The following is a 20,825-nucleotide window of genomic DNA, read 5'->3' on the forward strand; positions in this document are numbered from 1 at the left end:
CGTTGTCAAATTAGCTGTGCATAGCTTATATGCACCGACACTTAACTAACCCGAGATTATACAATAGGCTTTGAATATATTACAGATTCAAAGCACAAAAAATGCCGCAAATAATTTACGGCATTATTTTATTACTTTTTTAATTACTTTCCATCGGAAGCTTTATTGTTTGCGCCGTACTTTTGATAAGCTTTGGCCAAAGTATCGCCTTCTACAACTGGCACATGGGGAATACCAAAATCATCTAGAATTTTCATGATTTTATCTTGGTTTCTATCCAAAGCACCTTGAATTAATGCCATACGATCTTTCTCTTTCTTGCGCACAGCTACTGAGATATTCCAATACTCTTTGCCTTTTGCGTTAGAAGTTTCGTATTCAGGAATTAATGAAACTACCATGGGTACTTTTGATTGCTTTGCAAAATAACCCCCTATTGGGCCCCAAGCGATGGCAATATCAATGTCACCTTTTGCGAGGTCATCAATCATAAAACTTGGTGGTAAGTTCAAATCACGTTGAATACGATAAGGGCGTGCATTAGCAATTAAGCCATTGGCATCCATTGGTATGGTGGCTGGGCTATGATCGACTACGCCAATGAAACCTTTACGAAGGTCTGGGGATGTCCAATCTGTAATATTGAAGTTACTGTCTTTACGCCATACAAATACATGGCCAGAACGATAATAAGGTTTGCTTGTTCTTAAGGAGTCGTTATCTGAAGTTGTACTGATAATCACATCACAGCGCATGGCATTGATTGTGTTTCTTAAGAACCCTTGACGATTATAAGCGTAGGTGTAAGTCAGTTTTTTACCTAAATCTTTTGCCAACACTTCAGCGATTCTATCTTCAAAGCCCTCTTGCTTTGAATTCGAAAATGGCATGTTATCTGGATCTGCACATACTTTAAACTCAGATTCATCTACTACGCGTCGCACCTCGCCAATACGACCTTCATCGGGGTTGAGGCTTGGAATATCAGGCGCCTCTGCATAGCTGAAATTTGCTGTTATTGCTAACAGTGTAATTAAACCTAACTGCTTTTTAACATGTTTAAACATTATTTATATTCCTTATCGTCAAATTTCGGCTTTTAAAATTACCGCTTGCCTTATAGAGTACCGATCAACTTAAAAGTTCTATCCTTTATTGTTGCTTACTGATTACATTTTGCCTGATTTACATCAGCCTGTAATTGTAACTAATTCCTGATGTTATATGGATTATTTCTGTGGTTTGTCTAGGTAAAAATGCACATATATTCATTAGTCTTGACAATAAAAAAGCCCCGACGAATCGGGGCTTTTCATTTGAACTAACTTGTACTAGCTACAGTTTAATCTTGCGATTAAATTATAGGCTGAATACGTTCAATACACCGCCGCCAGGAGCCGCATTGTATTTAGTTAATTCTGCATAACCACCCGCAGCGCCTAACGCGTCTGTTGGGTTAGTCATACCAAGGTTCATCGCCACGCCAGCCCAGCCACCGATACCTGATAGCACACCAACGTATTGTTTACCTTTGTTACCGTAAGTGAACGCATTACCAATCACGCCAGAACCTACTTGGAATTTCCAAAGTTCTTTACCTGATTGAGCATCAACCGCTTTGAACCAACGATCCAAAGTACCGAAGAATACCAAGTTTGAAGCAGTTGTTAAAGCACCACCCCAAGCAGAGAATTTCTCTTTGTTGTACCAAACTTTTTTGTTGGTCATTGGATCATAAGCAGCGAAGCCACCCATTACACCATCTGGACCTGGGAACATGGTCAATGTAGCACCAACCCATGGTTGACCAGCAACGTATTTAGACTCAACTGGCTCGTATGTCATACACACGTGGTTCAATGGAGAATAAATCAAACCAGTTTTTGGTGAGTATGCCGCTGGTTGTTGGTCTTTAGTACCCAATGCAGCTGGGCAAACGCCTTTAGCATTGTAATCTTGGTGAGTTGAAGCTGAAGCCAATTTTTTCGGCACGCCAGTTTTTAAATCAACGCCAGTTGCCCAGTTGACGAATGGGTGCACTTTTTCAGCCGCAATTAATTTACCGTTGTGTGCATTCCATGTGTAAGCAAAACCGTTACGGTCATGGTGCCAAGCGTATGTTTTGCCACCTTTGTCGAACAATATTACTTCGTTAATACCATCGTAATCCCACTCATCGTGTGGTGTCATTTGCATACCCCATTTAGCCACACCAGTGTCTAAATCACGCGCAAATACTGTCATAGACCATTTGTTGTCGCCTGGACGTACATCTGGGTTCCAAACTGAAGGGTTGCCTGTTCCGTAATACACTAAGTTTGTACGTGCATCATACGGCCACCAGCCCCATACAGAGCCACCACCATGTTGCCAACCATCTTTAACTGCTTGTGGTTTTAACCATGTGCGAGTACCCAATTCTTTTTCACCAATTTTCAATTGGTCATTTGGTAATGCTGTGAAAGAACCGCCTTGTTTGTTACCACCGTTTACGTCTTGGTAAACTGATAGTGCGCTGTACTCAGGTGTATCTTTGTTGAAATCCGCGCCGATTAACACTTCAGCATCTGGACCTGTTGAGTATGCTTTCCATGCTAAAGAACCATCTTTTAAGTTGTAAGCTGCGATAAAGCAACGTACACCGAACTCAGCACCTGAACAACCAGTTAACACTTTGTCTTTGATCACGTGTGGTGCGTTTGTATTTGTAGCACCAACTTTTGGATCATTTACTAAGGTTGACCATACTTTAGCACCTGTTTTAGCGTCTAAAGCAACTAAGTTACCATCGTTTTGTTGTAGGTAGATTTTGCCGTCGCCGTAGCCTAAACCACGTGAAACGTTATCGCAACACAAAACAGCTTGTACTGATGGATCTTGTTTTGGGAAATATGACCAAACGATTTTTTGATTGTCGCTTAAATCAAGTGCATATACGTTGTTTGGGAATGCTGTATGTACATACATCATGTTACCAACAACAACAGGTGAACCTTCGTGACCGCGGTTTACACCAGTTGCGAATGTCCATGCTGCTTTAAGGTTTTTAACGTTACCTTTGTTAACTTGTGCAAGTGCGCTGTAACCTTGGTTATTGTGCTGACCACGTGGGTGAGCCCAGTTATTTGGGTTTGCGATTGCTGCCTCTTGGTCTGCTGCTGCTGATGCTACCATTGGCATTGCCACTGATAAACCTGCAACTAAACCTAATGCTAATTTGATCTTGTTGATTTGCATATTAATCTCCAAAGTTGAACTACTAAGGGTTTATAAAATAATTTCGCATATTTGCTAAAGTTTTGATGTATCCTCAAATTTTTAGCAACTAATTGATAATATTTCGTATCACATTTTCATGTGCGTACAGCACTATATTCCAGACTCACACGAATTGCAATACATTAGTTACAATTTACTTACATTTAGTTCATTTTTTATTTATATAGTCAATTTTACACATGGTGGCCTTTGTCAAAATTATTAATAAATCCTTTAAAATCAAATAGAAAGTAAAAATTTTAGCATGCAAGATAAAACTTACAACTTGTATCCTGAATTGGAAATTTTTACAAAAAAATATCTTATTTCAGGAAATTCACACGAAATCTATTATGAAATTTGCGGAAACCCTATAGGAAAACCAGTGGTTTTTTTACATGGGGGTCCAGGCAGCGGTTGCAACCCAAATCAGCGACGCTTTTTTGACCCCGCCCATTATCAAATCATACTTATTGACCAGCGCGGTTGTGGTCGTAGCCTACCGCAAGGTTCTATCGAGCAGAATACAACGGATGATTTAGTGCAAGATATAGAAGCCATTAGAATCGAATTGAATATTGAACGATGGTTAGTATTTGGCGGCTCTTGGGGCAGCACATTAGCGCTATGTTACGCGTTGACTTATCCTCAGCGCGTTGCAGGGCTAATACTGCGAGGAATATTTTTAAGTCGGCCATCCGAATTAAATTGGTTTTTAGGTGAGGTTCAGGCATTTTTTCCCGAATCCTGGGCCAAGCTATGCGATTATCTACCCGCGGCAAAAAGACAGCATCCTTTAGAAGCCTACGCAGCGCTTATTTTTTCAAAGGATACTAAGGTTAGTATTCCTGCCGCCATCCGTTGGAACGCATTTGAGGGTAGCATTATGAGCTTGTTACCAAGACAGCCAGCCGACGCGAGTGAAATTAACGGCGCAGTGGAACTTGCCCGTGCCAGAGTGCAAATTCATTACATTCAAAACCAATGCTTTATCGGCCACCGCGATTTATTGGCTGAAGCGAAAGCCAATTTGACTCAGATACCCACACAGATTATTCAAGGGCGTTATGACATGGTCTGCCCACCCTTTACCGCATGGGAACTTAGTCGTGCATTGCCACAGGCTAACTTTCAACTCATTCAAGACGCAGGCCATTCCGCTATGGAAGCTGGCATTACGTCTGCACTCGTAGCGGCTACAGAAAAATTCAAGAGCTTAAATTGAGCAGACTAGCAATCATGTTTGAATTAATAAAAGTTAATTTACTCGCCAATTTCTGTTGTTGCGCTAAACTCTAACTGTGATGAAAAAAGACCCGCTTACCGATATTACAGAGACTGAATTGCAGCCAAGTAAACATAGGTTTACCTCCAGCCTGCAAATCGCTATAAACAAGCCTTTAGATGCGTATGCAAAACAGCGCTACAACACGCCATTATTCGTGCTACACGAAATGTTTGGCGCGTTTCGCCGACACAACACCTTTGGCTTATCTGCATCTTTGTCTTTTTACGCCATGCTTGCGCTTATACCCATGGTCTTGCTGATGTTTTTTGCTCTTAGCCAACTCGTTTTTAGTTCCGACTACGCAGTGGTAAAACTAGCCATTATTATGGGTAATTTAGTGCCTAAATTTAGCAGCGCAATTATGGTGGAAGTATATAACGCCGCTCAACATAAAGCCGTTTGGGGCGCAGCTGGTTTGTTTGTTTTGCTGTGGGCGGTTACACCACTGGCAAGTGCAATGCGCTCAACTTTTTACACTATTGCCACCCTGGTAGAAGCACCTTCGTTTTTCCAGCGAAAAATTAAAGACATGATTGCAGTGGTAGGCATGTTGCTGCTTTTCTTTTTATTCACTTTTGTTGGGCTCATGCTGGAAAAAATCATCGCGTTTCTTGCGGCTAACAATCAGTTATTTAAATACGAGATAGTGACAACATTCGCCTCGCTCGGCCTCACCACACTATTGATTGCAGCGTTCTATTTTGCTTTCTTTCCGGTACGTTTATACCTCAAACACATTTTCATTGGCGCACTTTTTACCTCCGTACTTTGGTTATTCATGAGGCCTGCGTTTACTTTGTTTTTAAGCATCAATGAATCTTATGGCTCTGTCTTTGGCAGCATGAAAAATCTTTTTATCTCCATTACTTGGCTGTATTTCAATTTTATCGTCTTCTTGCTAGGTACTGAGCTAATCGCCACTTTACGAAAAAAAGATGTACTGATATTAAAAGGCTTATTTGAAGATCAGACGAGCAATGCCTTCGCGCCAAAATCTAAACTGCAATCTGGCTACCTTGATAAATTAATGCAGCGCTATGGCAGAAACTACCAACAAAATGAAGCTATATTCAAGCAGGGCGAGTTAACGCGTAACTTACATTATTTAGTAAAAGGTCAAATACAACTTGTACGTAACGGCAATGTCATACGCACCATAGAAACCGGCGAGTATTTTGGCGAAATGGCCTTGTTGTCGAACCTGCCTGCCATTGCCGATGCCATTGTGAGTTCGGAACAAGCAGACGTGATATTGATTTATCCAGATAATATTGAAACGTTATTACTAGAAGAGCCAAAAGTTGCCATGATGTTTTTACGTCAAATGGCCACCCGATTACAAATGCGCGATGAATAGTTTTATTCTAAAATAACCATATTACAAATTAGTGGTGATACCCATCATGGCAAAACAACCTTCTCCATTTATGCAACAGGCTTACTCCCCACAACCTAGTCAGCTCGAAATGCAACCAGTTTTGCAATTATTTAATGCAGGAAAACTTGTCGAGGCAGAGTCTGCCGCAAAAAAATTGGTAGCGCGTTACCCGAACACCTTTATTCTTTATCAAATATTAGGCATTTGTCAGGATGGTCTATCTAAATTTTCCGAGGCCGCAGAAAATTATGCAAAAGCATTGACCCTGCAACCCAAAACGCCTGACCTGCATTTCAATTTAGGCATAACACTCACAAATTTAGGCAAATTTGCAGAGGCTGAAATCAGTTACCGCAAAGCCATTACCTTACAGCCACGTTTTTTTGAAGCCCACGGCAATTTAGGTACAGTCTTACAAAAACAAGGACGTTTAGAAGAAGCCGTTGCGAGCTACCATCATGCACTCAGCATTCACGAAGACCCGAGAGGCCACTTTAATCTTGGCACAGCCCTGCGCGATGAAGGCAAACTCGACGAAGCCATTACCCACTTCAATCAGGCTATAGCGATGTTCCCCAACTATGCCGATGCGCATAATTACTTGGGCGAATGTTACCGCGATCAAGGCAATATGGAAGATGCTATTAAGAAATACTTTGATACCCTCGCGCTCAACCCTAACCATGCAGGGGCCAATTACAACATGGGCGAGTTTTTATATCTTGCTGGGCGTTTTGATGAAGCAGTTGACTACCTGGAACGCTCTAAATTAGATGATTGGCAAGAACGCGCTTTATATTGCACTTACAAAGCCGAACATTTTGAGGCATTTAAAAATAAGCTAGATCACATCGTTCATGCCCACGAAAAACACAATGCGCCATTTTTACAAACTTTATCCACACATCATGCTGTTAATTTTGGCGTAGAAGACCAGTACAATTTCTGTAAAAACGGTTTTGATTTTGTTTACCAAAAAAGCATTCCAGAACTCGCTGAACCGAATAGTCAATTTCTGAAGGATTTACTGAACGACATTGAAAATACCGCAATAGAAGTGCGTGCGCAGGCGATGGTGATTAACGGTAAACAATCTGCTGGCAATTTATTTAAACGTCCAGAGGCTTCTTTTAGAAAACTGGGCGAAATCGTCAAACAGGAATTTATTAACTATAAGAATCGTTTTGCAGGCGCAGATTGTGAACTGATTAAGTCTTTTCCGAAAGAATTGGAATTTACAAGCTCTTGGTACGTTAGGTTACGCAAGGGCGGCTATGTTGACCGACACATTCATGAAGTGGGCTGGATTAGTGGCGCCGTCTACCTTGTGCTACCAACCGACAAAAAAGACCCCACGGAAGGCTGTTTTGAATACGGCTTGCATGGCGATAATTATCCCCTAAAACATGACAACTTCCCGGTTGGCATTGCCACTCCCAGTGTGGGCGATATTGTATTATTCCCTTCGTCGCTGTTTCACCGCACCATTCCCTTCACCTCCAATGAAGAGCGCATCTGCATCGCGTTTGACTTGAAGCCAGAAGGGGATATTTTTATTCGCTCCAGTTATTAATTCCACACAAAATGTGTCAGAATTAGAATACCAAAAAGTGTCAATATTCTGTCCTTATTTGTCAAAACTTAGACAAGTAAAGTCAGAATAAAAATAACGTCAATAAAGAAAATATGTAAATTTTTAGATATATCAAGAGTAAAATTAGTTTTTATTTCCATTAGCTATTGATTTAATTAATTATTTTTATTTTTATTTTATATAAATTTACCATTTGTTAATTTACATTAAAATCAGGCCTGAATATTGCTTAAATCTATCGAACTTAATATCGAAGTTAATGCAACACAAGGCATGCTACAGGATACCTATCAGTGATAAACATAGATTCATTTGATGACTGCTCAGTACTCATTGTTGATGACCAATCAACCAGCAGAGCCATACTTGCGCAAGTAGTAAAAAGCATCAATCCCAATATCACCGTTGAGGAAAAAAGCAGTCCAGACCAAGCCTTAGATTGGGCGGCTGAACATACGGCTGATTTAGTATTTGTTGATTACTTGATGCCAGAGATGAATGGCATTGAATTTGTACGCTTGTTAAAAATGCTACCTCAATACACCTCAGTTCCCGTCATGATGATTACCATCAAGAAAGATTCAGAAACGCGCTATGCCGCTTTAGATGCTGGGGTAACTGACTTTATTAACAAACCAGTTGATATGCACGAATGTGTAGCACGCAGTAAAAACTTACTCACCATGCACATACAACATATCACGCTACAAAACAGAAGCATTCTGCTTGAAAGCTTGGTAGATGAAGCCACGGCAGATATCAAAGCGCGTGAAAAAGAAACACTGATGCGCCTCGCCCGCGCGGGTGAACACAAAGATTACGACACAGCCATGCACCTGCAACGCATGTCGCTTTATAGCCGTGCGCTGGCAGATGCCATTGGTTTAAGTGAAGAAGAAGCAGAAATTATTGAACTGGCCGCACCGTTACATGACATCGGTAAAATTGGTACGCCAGACGTCATTCTGCTAAAAAATGGCTCGTTGGATAATGAAGAACTCAAAGTAATGCGCAGACACCCGCATGTCGGTTTTAAAATTTTGGAAGATAGCCCTTCAAAATACCTACAAAAGGGTGGTGAAATTGCACTTTCACACCACGAACATTTTGATGGTTCTGGATACCCAAGTGGGCTAATCGGCAACGAAATACCCCTGGCCGCCCGCATAGTGGCGATTGCCGATGTGTTTGACGCCTTAACAAGCATTCGCCCATACAAAAATGCATGGAGCTTTGATCAAGCGTTTAAATATATATGCGAGGAAAGTGGCAAACACTTTGACCCAGAGTTAGTGGATGCCATGATAAAAATTCGCGCTGTTTTTGAGAAGATTCACTCAGAAAACTCCACTACGCCACAAGATTTATAGAGAGTTGCAATTTCAATGAGTGTTAGCAGCATACGAAGTGCGCCTAAATTTAGGCAAACCGCTTTATTGATTGATGACCAATCAACAGTATTAGATATTCATGCGGCAATTTTGAAGTCACTAAAAATGAATCTCAAAATTGTCAAAATGACTGACCCAGTTGAAGCGCTAGAATGGATGAAAAATAAACAAGTGGACTTGATTATTACTGATTTTCGGATGTTGCAAATGAATGGAATGCAATTTGTGCAAGCCATTAAAAGTGCTGGGCATGATTTATTGCGTTCAATTATTGTCGTCACTGCAATTAAAGATAAAAGCGTTCATCAAGAATTACTTGCTGCCGGAGCATCGGCCTGCTTAACGAAACCAGCTCAAACACAAGAATTGGCAAACATAGCTAAAACATTGCTAGAAAAAAGCAAATACCAATACGGTCTGGCACAAGTGAATTAGGGTAAATCATGCTGAAATCAATTAAAAACTGGTACAAAAATGCTGCCTTCAAATGTGACCCATTAGAACTTGAGCAGGCAAATATAAGAATCCCTGCTGCGATTGTAATTTTCGGCTTAGTTACATATAGTCATTTTACTCACGCACTGGGCCAACCAGAAAGAATTGCATTTGTCATTCTCTTTGTTTATGCACTCTTTTCACTTCTGCTTATTTCTACCATACTTAATAATAAATTCAACCCTGTTTCCCGTAGATTAGCAGGGGCTTGGCTTGACATGGTGGCAGTGTCCGTATTTATGTCACTAACAGCGGATATTGGCGTGATGCTAGTAGCGGTGTATTTATGGGTGATTTTTGGTAATGGCTTTAGATACGGGAAAAAATATCTCTATCATGCACAAGCGCTCAGTCTTGTTGGCTTTATTGTTGCAACTAACTTAAGTCCATACTGGGAAACACACCAAACCATCGGTTACAGTCTGATTGCAATGCTTATTGTACTGCCACTTTACGTTGCAAAGCTTATTTCACGTTTACATGATACGACACACAAAGTTGAAATTGAGCGGCAAAAAGCAGCAGATGCCAGTATCGCCAAAACACAATTTGTTGCCAATATGAGTCATGAAATCCGCACACCTCTCAATGGCATTATTGGCATTAGTACACTATTTAAAACAACACCTCTGAATGCAGACCAAAGAGATTTGCTAAAAACACTAGAGAGTTCCTCTAAACTCCTGCTTTCTCTACTTAATAACGTACTCGATTTTACAAAAATTGAAGAACGTAAATTCACTATTGAAAATGTTGCTTTCTCACCCAAAGAAGCTGTTTATGAAACATTAGAAATATTTCAGGCACAAGCCAATAGTAAAGGCGTTCAATTAGGCGCCAGTGTTACTGAATCACTAGGCACACTCAACGGTGATGCTTTTGTACTACGTCAGGTGCTGGCTAACTTATTAGGCAACGCCATTAAATTTACCCTAGAGGGGAGCGTGACCATTTCGGCCACGGTGTTGCAAGAGGATGCCAAAAACGCAACCGTTCGTTTCGAAGTCGCCGATACTGGCGTAGGTATAGCAACGGATAAGCAAGATAAAATATTTGAAAGTTTCACTCAAGCCGATTCCTCCACAACACGTAAATTTGGTGGTAGCGGCTTGGGGCTTACCATTGCTAAACACATGGTAGAAGAGATGGGCAGTACACTAAGCTTTCAAAGTACCGAAGGCGTGGGTAGTCATTTTTGGTTTGTATTATCTTTAGAAAAAACGCAGGTAGATGAAGTGCCACTTAAATCAGTCGATCAGAGTGATTCATCCTCAGAAAAACTTACGATTGCATCGATTGAGCCGATTAACAAAACGCAATTAAATACGTTTAGTAAATCACTTAAAATTTTGGTTTGTGAAGATGAAAGTACCAACCAAAAAATTATTACCCGCCTGCTTTCTTTGCCAGGACACCAAGTCGAAATTGTGGTTGATGCCGATGAAATGCTTGATGCGTTAGAGCAACGGAAATTTGACCTAGTAATCACAGATTTGAATATGTCGGGGATGAATGGTGCCGACGCGTTAAAACTTTATAGATTTACTAAACCAGATGACCACGACACACGCTTTATTCTATTTACTGCAGATGCTACGTTATCAGCTAGAGAAATGGCGAGTGATGCTGGTTTTGACGCCTTTTTAACAAAACCAATTGACGCTGCCACATTATTTAGCACGATTGAGCGTATTCTTGACTTAGCGCCTAATACCGCCACTCAGTGGATGAATAATGCTCTAAATTCACCCGTGAACATCCGATACGCAGCTTTGGATGAGCATCCTGCGCTTGATATGCAAACATTAAAAGAACTTGAGAAAATTGGCGCTGGGGATGATCTATTTATGCACAGGCTGCTTAGAAATTATTTAAATGATTCTGCAAAACAAATCACTAAAATAAATGAAGCACTTAAACAAAAACATTTCGGTGCATTGCAAGATTACTGCCATGCTTTAAAAGGCAACAGCTTGAGTGTTGGTGCTACTCAACTCGCAAATACCATAGAGGTCTTTGGCAAAATAAACTCTTCGACCAATGCTACCCAAACACTTGAAATGTTAGAACATCTCAATAATGATTTCTCTCAACTTACCGCCAGCGTAGAAGGCTACCTCAGACTTCCAGAGGCAGCCCTAAACAAGTAACTCATCTTAAGCGGATTGCTTTTCATGCACGTGTGCCACATCTGCATTCACTTTAGAGTTTTGCGCACGCACCAAACGTTCCATTACTTTTAAGTTGCGTTCGTCTAAACGCAATGCAGCATCCACCCAAATTTCAGTGATATCAAAAAGCTCTTCTGCTGTTAATGGATTAACGCGTTGTTTAGCTCGGTTAATTGCTTGGAAGGAATTCAATGATTTATGATTCTTTTTAATCCAATTATTGAGTGCATACTCGCCCTGACCATCTTCTGCCAGTACATCGACCACGCCCATTTGATACAACTCTTCACCTGTATAGATTTTACCTGATCGCACCATTTTTTCAGCAACGTTCATACCAACTTTACGTGATAAGAAACTCAACGCCCCCATACCTGGGAATAAATTAAATAACACTTCAGGTAAACCCATTACTGCACTTTTTTCAGCTATCAGCACATGAGCGGATAAGGCAGATTCAAAACCACCACCCATCGCTTGACCTTGTACTAAAGCAACAGTAGTTATAGGAGCTTCCATGCTATAAAAAGTCCATAAATTTTCGACGCAAAGCTTTGCATATTCAAATAAATGATCTCTATCTTGCGCTTGAATTAACTGTCTAAATACGGACAAATCACCACCCAAATTAAACACTCCTTCAATATTTGATGCTAAAACCAAATAATTAACTTGTTGTGGCACACCTTGAGAAATTATTCTCCCTTTTGAATTTTGCAAATAGGTGTGATGTTGCAATAAATCGTTTAAGCAAATTTTATTAAAACAAGGACGTGGTTCGGGGTTCATGATAGACCACATCACACCGAATTCACTATCAAAACGTGTGTTGATTTGTTGAAAATTTGAGATGCTAAATTTATTAAAATCTACAATAGTGTTCATACTAAACCCCTTAAATGATTAAAGTTATTGAATAAAAAGAACTAACAATTGCAACTATAGGCTTAAAAAATACACCTCTCAAGCAAATGATTTTATTTAACTACAAATTTTCCTCAGCATATGTTGGAAAATTGCAACACCTTATGATTTCATCAAATTGTTACAAACATGTATCAAAAAGTATCTTGATGTGTTATTTTTTTGTTTTCTGTACCTTTTAACTAAAGAAAATCGAATCCATTATGAAAAAATTATTGTTATCATTTGCGATGTTGTCTAGCCCAATCGCCAGTCAGGCAGCGGGTTTTGCGTTAATTGAGCAAAGCGCCAGTGGCATGGGAAATGCTTTTGCAGGAGGTGCTGCCGCCGCTGAAGATGCCAGCACGATATTCTTTAACCCCGCTGGCATGACGTATATTCAAGGCACACAGATTGTGGGTGCGATTCATTTGATTAAACCGAATGCGGAATTTAATGATCAGGGCTCTATACCTGCAAACATTAATTTTGCGCAAACAGCTTTTAGACCTATAGGTAGCGAGGGTCCCAACGCAGGCGACCTAGCTTTTGTGCCTAATTTTTATTACAAACGCGACTTAACCGACACCATAAAATTCGGCTTAGGCTTAAATGCACCCTTTGGCCTTAAAACGGAATATGACGATAAGTGGATTGGTCGCTTTCAAGCGGATAAATCTGAGGTCAAAACCATCAACATCAACCCTTCAATTGCTTTCAAACTCAATGACCAGCTTTCGCTAGGTTTGGGCGTTTCTGTCATGCGCGCAGAGGCTACACTTACACGCGCTGTTAACTTTGGTCCGTTTGGAGAAGGTTCGGTAAAAGTAAAAGGTGACGACTGGGGATTTGGTGTGAACTTGGGCGCGATTTACCAAGTAACGGCAGACACCAGAATTGGCGTGGCTTATCGCTCTAAGGTTGAACAGCATTTAGATGGCAATGTTAAGTTTAGCCGTCCTATTGGGTTGCCTGGCCCACTTGTGGCAGCGACACCAAATGGTGGAGTCAAGGCTGATTTAACGTTACCTGAAAATTTTTCTGTCAGCGCTTTTAGCCACGTAAATGACAAATGGGACTTGATGGGCGATGTGACCTGGACACGCTGGAGCCAGTTTAAAGAATTAGCCGTTTATCGTGACGGTGGAAAATTGCTAACGAATACCATTGAAAATTGGGAGAACACGCTACGTTACTCTATTGGTGCAAGTTATCAGTATAACGACACACTTAAATTACGCGCGGGTTTGGCGTTTGACGAAGAAGCGATTAATGATAAATTTCGCACTGCGCGTATTCCGGGTAATGATAGAAAATGGCTCTCATTAGGTGTCAGTTATCAATTAACGCCTGCGTCTAAATTTGATCTAGGTTATTCGCATCTATTTATCAACGATGCAAAAGTTGACGACAATCAAACCGCTGTTAGTCCTACTGCACCATTTAACAGCGGAAGATTACGCGGCAGTTTTGATGGTAGCGTCGACATTTTAAGCGCTCAATACACGCATAATTTCTAATAACAATTAGTAGTTACAACAAAGCCCACTTTGGTGGGCTTTGTTATTTACAGCGGCCTAACTCGCAAAGAAACTTACTTCTAAATACAGTTGTAATTCTTTTTGCATTTAATTGTTATACTGATTACTGCAAGCACATCCGACTTTTTGGAGGACGCAAAATGAAAAAACTATTTTATATCGACTACCCTCAAGAGCACATTGAAGGCCAAACACACAAGTATCGCTGTACTTACTGCAAAGAAGAAACAACCATTATCAACGGCAGACTAGAAGGACATCTGCCTACGTGTGAATATCGAATTAAGCTAGAGAGCGCTGGATACGAGCCTGATCAGGCGAAATCTGTAAAAGATCCGGTTTCGCACGATGCGGATGATATTGACTAAATTTATCCACATCCGAATTACCCGTTGTTAATTAATTCAATGATTTTTTAGATCACTAATTTTTTCTGCTATAACTTCTGCTTGTAGCTGGCTTATCGGTAAAATTTGCGCTTTCAATTGCTCAAGGGCGCTTAAATCACTTTGTGTATAAGCAATTTTGGATAATGCAATCATTGCATCTAAGTGACGGGTATTAAGTTGTTGAGCTTTAGTGAAATTTTCTTTGGCTTGCGTAATTCTACTCTCACCTTCTTCTGCTAGCCCTAAAAAATACCATGCATCCGCCGACCTTGGCTCTTGTCCTGTCCAGGCTTGAGCAATTTCTTTTAAGGAAGCCCATTCGTGATTCTGGTAGGGAATCACTATTTGCATAAAATAAGGCCTTTGTTCTAAGGGTAAGGCCCAAAATGGTATATCATTTGTGTTCAGTGAAATTATATCAGGGGCATCAAATAAGCGTTTTATCCACTCTACAGGCAAACTATAAAAATAGCCTTGGGAACCCGGGCTTTTAAAACTGGTAATTCCAATTAAATTAAATTGCTGGTCAAATAATGCTCCACCACTTGAGCCTAGCCCAAAAGCAGCATTTGTACGAATAATTACACTGTCATCTAAAGGGTATGAACCTTTAACATAACCAAATGAAGGTTGTGGAACATTGTTGCCGACTGGGTAACCTAGACTAAATACCTCTTCTTCGTATTGCAAATTTAAACTATCACGCATGGCAACTGGCTTAAATGGCAAACCATCAAATTTCAGCAGACATAAATCATGTTTCCAATCCGCCTTCAGCGCAATAGGTCTATGGCTATCACGATACTTTGAAATGCTGGCACCTTTCGCATTTGCCAGCACATGACAATTGGTCGCCACGTATTCTTTGCTTACGACCACGCCAGAACCGCTGCCAGTGTTGCCATTTGGCAGTTCCACCGATACTTGTACTAGTGAATCATTTAGGGCCAATATTTCGACAATGCCTGGTTGTGCATTTGCATTTGAAACATAGAGAGTAGCGATGGCAAGCAGAAAATAATTTTTCATCTTTCAATTCCAATTTGAATTTAAGTAAACTGACTGCACTAATTGCATCGTCAGAATACGGCATTCAAATTGGCTAAAGGTTCAGCATTCTTGTAATATTTAACCATCAGACTATGGATAAACTTTTTCTTACAAATAGAAAAAGCCTCTAAAGAATGTTCTTTAGAGGCTTTTTCATTAATACTGATTTATTTACATCGTCCGTGCAGGTCCAGAGCTTAATTGAAAACTCGCCTATTTTAGAGCCTTGTTTCTTGCGTATTGTTTTGAATATTGATTGGAGAATCCACTTTCTTGAAGCCCTTAAAGCCTTTGAAATCTTCCCAATTTTTAATATCAGTTTCGTTGCAGTTTTGATAGCTTTCACTGCATGCAAAATACGCGGCTTGTTTAGCTTCATTGGCATCAAAGTAACCTAATGCCCAAGCACAATGATCACCACAGGCAACTGCACCATAGCCAGGCACGTTAGATTCCTCAACTACAACACAATTTTTTGCTAAGTTTTCTAGCCCACTCTTTTTCGCTTGTTCACGGCAACCTGCTATTGCGTTTTTATTCGCTTCCTTTTGTGTCTCAAAATTGTATGAGCTATAAAATGTTGCTTGCGAGTGCCCTTTTACAATGGCAACGGATGAAAAAGCTAAACTTTCAAACGAAAGTAGTGCAAAGATAAAACCGAGAATGCTGTTAAATAAAAATTTATATTGAGTCATTTTTAATCCCCTATCTAATTAATTTCTAATTAGTAGATTTTCAACCTAAAACGTCCATTCAACTCTGAGCAATAAACTACAAACTCACAACGGAACATAAGTTATAAATATCAAATCCACCCTTGTTAATAACAAGGGAAAAACCAAAAACATTGGGAGGCGAGCCGAGTACATTTACTTTTGCGGTAAACGGCGGTTCCGCTATCATAGGCACTTGGCCCTTAGATCGGAAACTTTGCGTCCCTGCTTTTCAACAGGTTTGCCCTTAAACTACGACTACACTTTACTGGTAAATTTCCCTGAAATCAAGTAATCGTGCGACTAGCTGACAAACGGCACAATTTTCTAAATAAGCGGTCATTCTGCTCATTTTAAGTTAACGTTTTTAACCCGACCAGCCATTCCAAAGTCAATTGCTTTCATCTTGTCACGTTATCAAACCTACCAAATTGTTTTATGCGCTTCTACTTGCTCTAAATCCTTTAGTTTCTTGATTTACCATCGCTTCAACATCTTGATAAGGAAATGGAAACCATACGGCCATATCATCTAGCAACAAGCTTAATGCTCTATTATTTTTTTGGCCGTTAACAACTTTACTATTCTTAGCGATTACTTTTTTACTAATCATTTTTATGATCCTTTACGACTTTTAAACAGTTAGATTAATAATTACAATAATTATTAATATGCAAAGTCTGTGCCAACACCAATAAGCTGCAAGCTTAAATATAACTCATTGATTTAATGTGATTTAAATATAGTTTATTTAAAAGATTCGTTGAAAAATGATAACTAACGTTGAGTTGTCGTCATTATTTATGGGGTGATAAATACATTTAGGCTGCCGTTTAATAAAGCGATTGCCGAAAAAATAAAGGACATAGAAATATCTATGCCCCTTATTTTAGGTGACGCCTTAAATTACCGAAGGATTAATTTACATGGTCAATTTAGAGTCTGCCACGCTAGCCAACTTGCCATTATCAAAAAAATGTACGATTACTGATTTTTGTTTTCTAAGCTCGGTCAACTGTGATTCTTGTAGCTCAAATACTTTTGCGACTTCTCCAACTGGCACAGTGGTGTAGCCATTTCTGCGAATTGAATCTTTAAAACGATAACGCTCTATTTTAGCCCAGCCTATAAGCACGATGCTGATGATGACTACGATGGCTGAATATAAACCTAATTTTTCAACTATACCCGCATATCCATTTAGCTCCACCATTTGCAGGTGAAACAATTCCACCCCTACCCACCATGCAACGAGAGTAATAAAAGGTAACCATAAATAGATATATAACAACCAAAACAAAAAAGTAATCGAACTCCATCCATATCGATGCGCTTGTGATTGCAATTCGGGTTTTTCAATGATTAATGTTCTAGTCATGTTGTTGTCCTAATTTTTGATGAATCCCGCGATCCGGGCTCGTCCAAGTTGCACGTTTATTTCGATCTTTAAATATTGCAGCTGGCAAACCAACTACAGTAGTAGCGGCAGTGAGCATCCAGAACAACATGGGATACCAAATCATCCAATAATAGTATCGGCGGATTTTTAGCTCATAGCGACTATCAATAAATAAACTTAAGGCAAATTGCAAAAGGCAAGTCATGGCAAGTAACACACCATTCCATTCTGGGACAATGGTATTAATATGAAGGTAGGCGGGTAAGGTTATAAACAATCCTAGACCCCACAGCACGAAAATAGCACACATTACATAAGCCCAAATAATACTAATTACCAACTCTATATAAACGGGCCACATGCGGCGTTTTTTTATGTTTGTGAAAATATCCTTAAATTTCAGCAGCACTTCTGCACCGCCCTGTGCCCAACGTACGCGCTGTTTCCAAAGTCCTTTTAACGTTTCTGGCATGAGTATCCAACAAAGGGCATTGGGCTCGTATCGCACATCATAATAGTGTGTTTGCATTTTCCAACTGATGTCGATATCCTCCGTCACCATATTGGTACTCCAGTACCCAACTTCGTGTAATGCAGATTTACGGAATGCGGCGACTACGCCAGAAACTGTAAACACCCGACCATAAACACGTTGGGCACGCTTAATAAGCCCAATAACGGATGAAAACTCGCCTACTTGCAATTTGCCAAGCATCGTTGAACGATTACGAATTCTTGGATTACCAGTCACCGCGCCCACTCTTGAACTTGAGATAAAATGCCGCATCATCCAGGTAATGCAATTGGCATCAAGCACAGCGTCGCCATCAATACACACAAGATACTCACTGGTAGACAACATAGCGCCCATTGTTAGGGCCATTGCCTTGCCCTGATTACTCGCCAATTGAACTACTTTGACCTTAGAATGCTTAGAGGCAATATCTTGGATAATGTCGGCCGTGTTATCACTGCTTCCATCGTTAATAGCAATAATGTCGTAGTTTGGGTAGTTCAAATCAAGCAATGCACCTATGGTTTCATAGGCATTTTCACCTTCATTAAAACATGGCACCAAAACACTGACCTGCGGATACTCTGGCAATATTGGTGGAGAATCATAGAGTGGCTCACCCCGTTCTTTGCTGAAATAAAAATAGAGTGCACCCGCCATCCACAAATAAGCCATAAAAAGTGGGTAGTAAAATGCGAAGCCAAGTAGCCAATCAGTTATATTTTGGTACCACATCTTAAATTATGTCCTTATTTTTCATATCAGCGCCAACCCTTATTTATTTTCTTTAGGTAAATAGGGGAAATTTCGTGACGAAATATATGGGCGAATGACCTCTATTTCGGGTTGATTAATTAAAAAGTTATCTGGATAGTAAGCCATGTGTTTAGCGCCAGCCTCCGCAAGCACTTGCAATTCACGCTTTAATGTTTCTGTATTGATAGCACGCTTTAATTTCCAATCCCTTGCCTGTAGCTCAAAAACTGTTTTTTGTAACCCGCTATTCGTCAGCTTTACTTGTTTTACTAAAGACTTTAACCATGCCTCTGGATTTACAACATTTTCCATAAATGGCATAGCCATTACGACGGTGTAATCATAAGCCGAGATAAAATTTGGGTAATTTTGATTTAACCAACGTTCACTATCTACATTTAGCAATGCCGATGCGTATAAATTACGCGCTGTTTTTAATTCCGGCTGATATTGTCTGAGTTCTTTGGCTAAATCCAATGTAAAGTCAGTAAGGTGCTGGCTTTTTAATGTTGTTAACTTTTTAGCTTCATCAGAGTTTTGATTGATTTCTGCAATTGTGAGGCCAAGCAGTTTAAAATCTTTCAAATAGACAGCTCTTGCATATTCGCTATCATCTTCATCTTCTGAAAACACCGCATCATCATGAAAAAGAACTCCATTGAACTTAGTATAAGCACCTAAATCACTGTATATCTCTTTGACAATTTGTCTCGCTTCTGACGAAAAGGGTGTTAAGCGCTTGTAGGCAGCTTTATCAACCAAGGATTGTGCTGAAACCACTTGTAGCAAGTTCTGTTTTTGCTTGTCTTTTAACTCAAAAGCAAGTACTGGCATCCAGGCATAGACCTTAACGTTCGCACGTGTCATCAGTTGCCACGCCACACGACCAAACAGATCTGCACGCACGGCAACATGACGATTGGGAAAATAAACCGCTTCGGCTACACCGTCGCCATTTTTATCTGAAAACGCCTGTAAATAAATCGTTGTTGGCGCTAATGATTTCACACGATCTAAAAGTAAATCTAGATTTTTAGCCGTTTGTTCAGCACTGTCATCATATACATAATCTAAATCGATATGCATGATGCGCTGTTTATCCAGAACTGGCTCATGATTTTCAATCTCAGCCAGTCGCATTTCTGTAGGATTGCCAACGATTAAGAACCGTCCAACATGCATTAGGTTATTTGCATGTGCCTGCTCACTTTCACTTAAGTTTAGCATAATTGGCATGCCTGCTTGACTTGCAGCTTCTGATGCAATGTCATTGTGCCAGCCATAAGGCCACACCATCACCCGGGGAGATTTTCCCGTAATACTCTGAATGACAGCATTATTTTTATTTAAATCTTGTTTAATGCGATTACGATAGTTTTCATGCAATTCATAGGTCTGGCTAGCTGTGTCATATTGCAAAGTAACGGCCGCCGCTGTCTGATTGCCTTGTGGATTCGCCTGAACCCCTCGATGCAAATCAAAACTGTGTGATGCAAATTCGATCAAACCAGAATCTGACATTTCTTTTATTTGTGCACTTGATAAAAAATGTTCACGTGGCACAAGTTCATCACCATAGTGTACATTTCCACCTGCTTTAACTTCCAACCAACTGCCGACTAAAGCTGAAACTGCTGGATAGTTATATAACTTAAGCAAAGGAAATACACGTGAATACAAACTTTCGTAACCATCATCAAATGTCAGCAAAACTGGCTTGCTAGGTAATTGTTTTTTACCAGATGACGCATCCAGTATGTCGTTAATACTTATGGGATGGTAGCCATGCGCTTGCATCCAAGCAAAATGGCGTGCAAGGTTTTTCGTTGAGATGGTGGTGGTTTCTTGCTCTAAATCACCATCGACATTGTCTCTAACGTCATGATAACTAAACACCTCAAACGTATTATTTGCATCAATAGTTGATGCTGCGCAAGCGCAGGCATTTAACATTAGCAAAATTATAAAAATTATTTTTTTGATCA

Annotated in this window: 17 protein-coding genes and 1 riboswitch; of the genes, 8 read left to right on the forward strand and 9 right to left on the reverse strand. The window is 40.1% G+C overall.

Features of this window, described 5'->3' with window-relative positions:
* Window positions 1-143: 143 nt before the first annotated feature.
* Window positions 144-1,067 (reverse strand): quinoprotein dehydrogenase-associated putative ABC transporter substrate-binding protein, encoded by a 924-nt coding sequence (locus HOO90_RS02975; RefSeq protein WP_292839304.1) that lies wholly within the window; start codon window positions 1,065-1,067, stop codon window positions 144-146.
* Between the two features lie 292 nt (window positions 1,068-1,359).
* Window positions 1,360-3,237, reverse strand: coding sequence for a PQQ-binding-like beta-propeller repeat protein (locus HOO90_RS02980; RefSeq protein WP_292839306.1), 1,878 nt, complete (start codon window positions 3,235-3,237; stop codon window positions 1,360-1,362).
* A 286-nt stretch (window positions 3,238-3,523) separates the two neighbouring features.
* Between HOO90_RS02980 and pip the strand changes: the two genes are divergently transcribed.
* The 6 genes from pip to HOO90_RS03010 all read left to right on the forward strand — a co-directional run bounded on the left by pip (window position 3,524) and on the right by HOO90_RS03010 (window position 11,554).
* Window positions 3,524-4,483 carry a prolyl aminopeptidase gene (gene pip, locus HOO90_RS02985; RefSeq protein WP_292839308.1) on the forward strand — a complete coding sequence of 320 codons (960 nt, stop codon included), beginning with the start codon at window positions 3,524-3,526 and terminating at the stop codon, window positions 4,481-4,483.
* A gap of 79 nt (window positions 4,484-4,562) precedes the next feature.
* Window positions 4,563-5,903 (forward strand): YhjD/YihY/BrkB family envelope integrity protein, encoded by a 1,341-nt coding sequence (locus HOO90_RS02990; RefSeq protein ID WP_292839310.1) that lies wholly within the window; start codon window positions 4,563-4,565, stop codon window positions 5,901-5,903.
* Between the two features lie 46 nt (window positions 5,904-5,949).
* Complete coding sequence (locus HOO90_RS02995; RefSeq protein WP_292839312.1) at window positions 5,950-7,497, forward strand: tetratricopeptide repeat protein; 1,548 nt, start codon at window positions 5,950-5,952, stop codon at window positions 7,495-7,497.
* Window positions 7,498-7,811: 314 nt separating this feature from the next.
* Window positions 7,812-8,888, forward strand: a complete 1,077-nt coding sequence (locus HOO90_RS03000) for an HD domain-containing phosphohydrolase (RefSeq protein WP_292839314.1) — start codon at window positions 7,812-7,814, stop codon at window positions 8,886-8,888.
* A 15-nt stretch (window positions 8,889-8,903) separates the two neighbouring features.
* Window positions 8,904-9,344, forward strand: a complete 441-nt coding sequence (locus tag HOO90_RS03005) for a response regulator (protein ID WP_292839316.1) — start codon at window positions 8,904-8,906, stop codon at window positions 9,342-9,344.
* A gap of 8 nt (window positions 9,345-9,352) precedes the next feature.
* Complete coding sequence (locus tag HOO90_RS03010; protein ID WP_292839318.1) at window positions 9,353-11,554, forward strand: ATP-binding protein; 2,202 nt, start codon at window positions 9,353-9,355, stop codon at window positions 11,552-11,554.
* Between the two features lie 6 nt (window positions 11,555-11,560).
* Here HOO90_RS03010 and HOO90_RS03015 read toward each other — a convergent pair whose 3' ends face one another.
* Entirely contained in the window at window positions 11,561-12,460 is a 900-nt protein-coding gene (locus HOO90_RS03015) for a crotonase/enoyl-CoA hydratase family protein (protein ID WP_292839320.1), read from the reverse strand.
* Between the two features lie 242 nt (window positions 12,461-12,702).
* Here HOO90_RS03015 and HOO90_RS03020 point away from each other — a divergent pair, with 242 nt between their 5' ends.
* Complete coding sequence (locus HOO90_RS03020) at window positions 12,703-13,998, forward strand: outer membrane protein transport protein (protein WP_292839322.1); 1,296 nt, start codon at window positions 12,703-12,705, stop codon at window positions 13,996-13,998.
* A 161-nt stretch (window positions 13,999-14,159) separates the two neighbouring features.
* Window positions 14,160-14,387, forward strand: coding sequence for a hypothetical protein (locus HOO90_RS03025; protein ID WP_292839323.1), 228 nt, complete (start codon window positions 14,160-14,162; stop codon window positions 14,385-14,387).
* A gap of 36 nt (window positions 14,388-14,423) precedes the next feature.
* Here HOO90_RS03025 and HOO90_RS03030 read toward each other — a convergent pair whose 3' ends face one another.
* The 6 genes from HOO90_RS03030 to pgaB form a co-directional block, all read right to left on the reverse strand.
* Window positions 14,424-15,437 carry a serine protease gene (locus tag HOO90_RS03030; protein ID WP_292839324.1) on the reverse strand — a complete coding sequence of 338 codons (1,014 nt, stop codon included), beginning with the start codon at window positions 15,435-15,437 and terminating at the stop codon, window positions 14,424-14,426.
* 239 nt (window positions 15,438-15,676) lie between these two features.
* Window positions 15,677-16,153, reverse strand: coding sequence for a hypothetical protein (locus HOO90_RS03035; RefSeq protein WP_292839326.1), 477 nt, complete (start codon window positions 16,151-16,153; stop codon window positions 15,677-15,679).
* A gap of 188 nt (window positions 16,154-16,341) precedes the next feature.
* A riboswitch (cyclic di-GMP riboswitch) is annotated at window positions 16,342-16,427 on the reverse strand.
* Window positions 16,428-16,607: 180 nt separating this feature from the next.
* Window positions 16,608-16,784, reverse strand: coding sequence for a hypothetical protein (locus HOO90_RS03040; protein WP_292839328.1), 177 nt, complete (start codon window positions 16,782-16,784; stop codon window positions 16,608-16,610).
* A gap of 309 nt (window positions 16,785-17,093) precedes the next feature.
* Window positions 17,094-17,549 (reverse strand): poly-beta-1,6-N-acetyl-D-glucosamine biosynthesis protein PgaD, encoded by a 456-nt coding sequence (gene pgaD / locus HOO90_RS03045; RefSeq protein WP_292839330.1) that lies wholly within the window; start codon window positions 17,547-17,549, stop codon window positions 17,094-17,096.
* Window positions 17,542-18,819 (reverse strand): poly-beta-1,6-N-acetyl-D-glucosamine synthase, encoded by a 1,278-nt coding sequence (gene pgaC, locus HOO90_RS03050; RefSeq protein WP_292839332.1) that lies wholly within the window; start codon window positions 18,817-18,819, stop codon window positions 17,542-17,544. The genes pgaD and pgaC overlap by 8 nt, the downstream gene beginning before the upstream one ends.
* Window positions 18,820-18,858: 39 nt before the next feature.
* On the reverse strand, window positions 18,859-20,793 hold the full coding sequence (pgaB, locus tag HOO90_RS03055; protein WP_292839334.1) for a poly-beta-1,6-N-acetyl-D-glucosamine N-deacetylase PgaB: 1,935 nt from the start codon (window positions 20,791-20,793) through the stop codon (window positions 18,859-18,861).
* Window positions 20,794-20,825 lie beyond the last annotated feature (32 nt).

The sequence above is a fragment of the Methylotenera sp. genome, from assembly GCF_013141425.1.
GTDB lineage: Bacteria > Pseudomonadota > Gammaproteobacteria > Burkholderiales > Methylophilaceae > Methylotenera.

What these genes read in the sequence shown, in the direction of transcription:
- HOO90_RS02975 (WP_292839304.1), bottom strand. Translation starts at nt 1,067, where the DNA reads ATGTTTAAACATGTTAAAAAGCAGTTAGGTTTAATTACACTGTTAGCA.
- HOO90_RS02980 (WP_292839306.1), bottom strand. Translation starts at nt 3,237, where the DNA reads ATGCAAATCAACAAGATCAAATTAGCATTAGGTTTAGTTGCAGGTTTA.
- pip (WP_292839308.1), top strand. Translation starts at nt 3,524, where the DNA reads ATGCAAGATAAAACTTACAACTTGTATCCTGAATTGGAAATTTTTACA.
- HOO90_RS02990 (WP_292839310.1), top strand. Translation starts at nt 4,563, where the DNA reads ATGAAAAAAGACCCGCTTACCGATATTACAGAGACTGAATTGCAGCCA.
- HOO90_RS02995 (WP_292839312.1), top strand. Translation starts at nt 5,950, where the DNA reads ATGGCAAAACAACCTTCTCCATTTATGCAACAGGCTTACTCCCCACAA.
- HOO90_RS03005 (WP_292839316.1), top strand. Translation starts at nt 8,904, where the DNA reads ATGAGTGTTAGCAGCATACGAAGTGCGCCTAAATTTAGGCAAACCGCT.
- HOO90_RS03010 (WP_292839318.1), top strand. Translation starts at nt 9,353, where the DNA reads ATGCTGAAATCAATTAAAAACTGGTACAAAAATGCTGCCTTCAAATGT.
- HOO90_RS03015 (WP_292839320.1), bottom strand. Translation starts at nt 12,460, where the DNA reads ATGAACACTATTGTAGATTTTAATAAATTTAGCATCTCAAATTTTCAA.
- HOO90_RS03020 (WP_292839322.1), top strand. Translation starts at nt 12,703, where the DNA reads ATGAAAAAATTATTGTTATCATTTGCGATGTTGTCTAGCCCAATCGCC.
- HOO90_RS03025 (WP_292839323.1), top strand. Translation starts at nt 14,160, where the DNA reads ATGAAAAAACTATTTTATATCGACTACCCTCAAGAGCACATTGAAGGC.
- HOO90_RS03030 (WP_292839324.1), bottom strand. Translation starts at nt 15,437, where the DNA reads ATGAAAAATTATTTTCTGCTTGCCATCGCTACTCTCTATGTTTCAAAT.
- HOO90_RS03035 (WP_292839326.1), bottom strand. Translation starts at nt 16,153, where the DNA reads ATGACTCAATATAAATTTTTATTTAACAGCATTCTCGGTTTTATCTTT.
- HOO90_RS03040 (WP_292839328.1), bottom strand. Translation starts at nt 16,784, where the DNA reads ATGATTAGTAAAAAAGTAATCGCTAAGAATAGTAAAGTTGTTAACGGC.
- pgaD (WP_292839330.1), bottom strand. Translation starts at nt 17,549, where the DNA reads ATGACTAGAACATTAATCATTGAAAAACCCGAATTGCAATCACAAGCG.
- pgaC (WP_292839332.1), bottom strand. Translation starts at nt 18,819, where the DNA reads ATGTGGTACCAAAATATAACTGATTGGCTACTTGGCTTCGCATTTTAC.
- pgaB (WP_292839334.1), bottom strand. Translation starts at nt 20,793, where the DNA reads ATGTTAAATGCCTGCGCTTGCGCAGCATCAACTATTGATGCAAATAAT.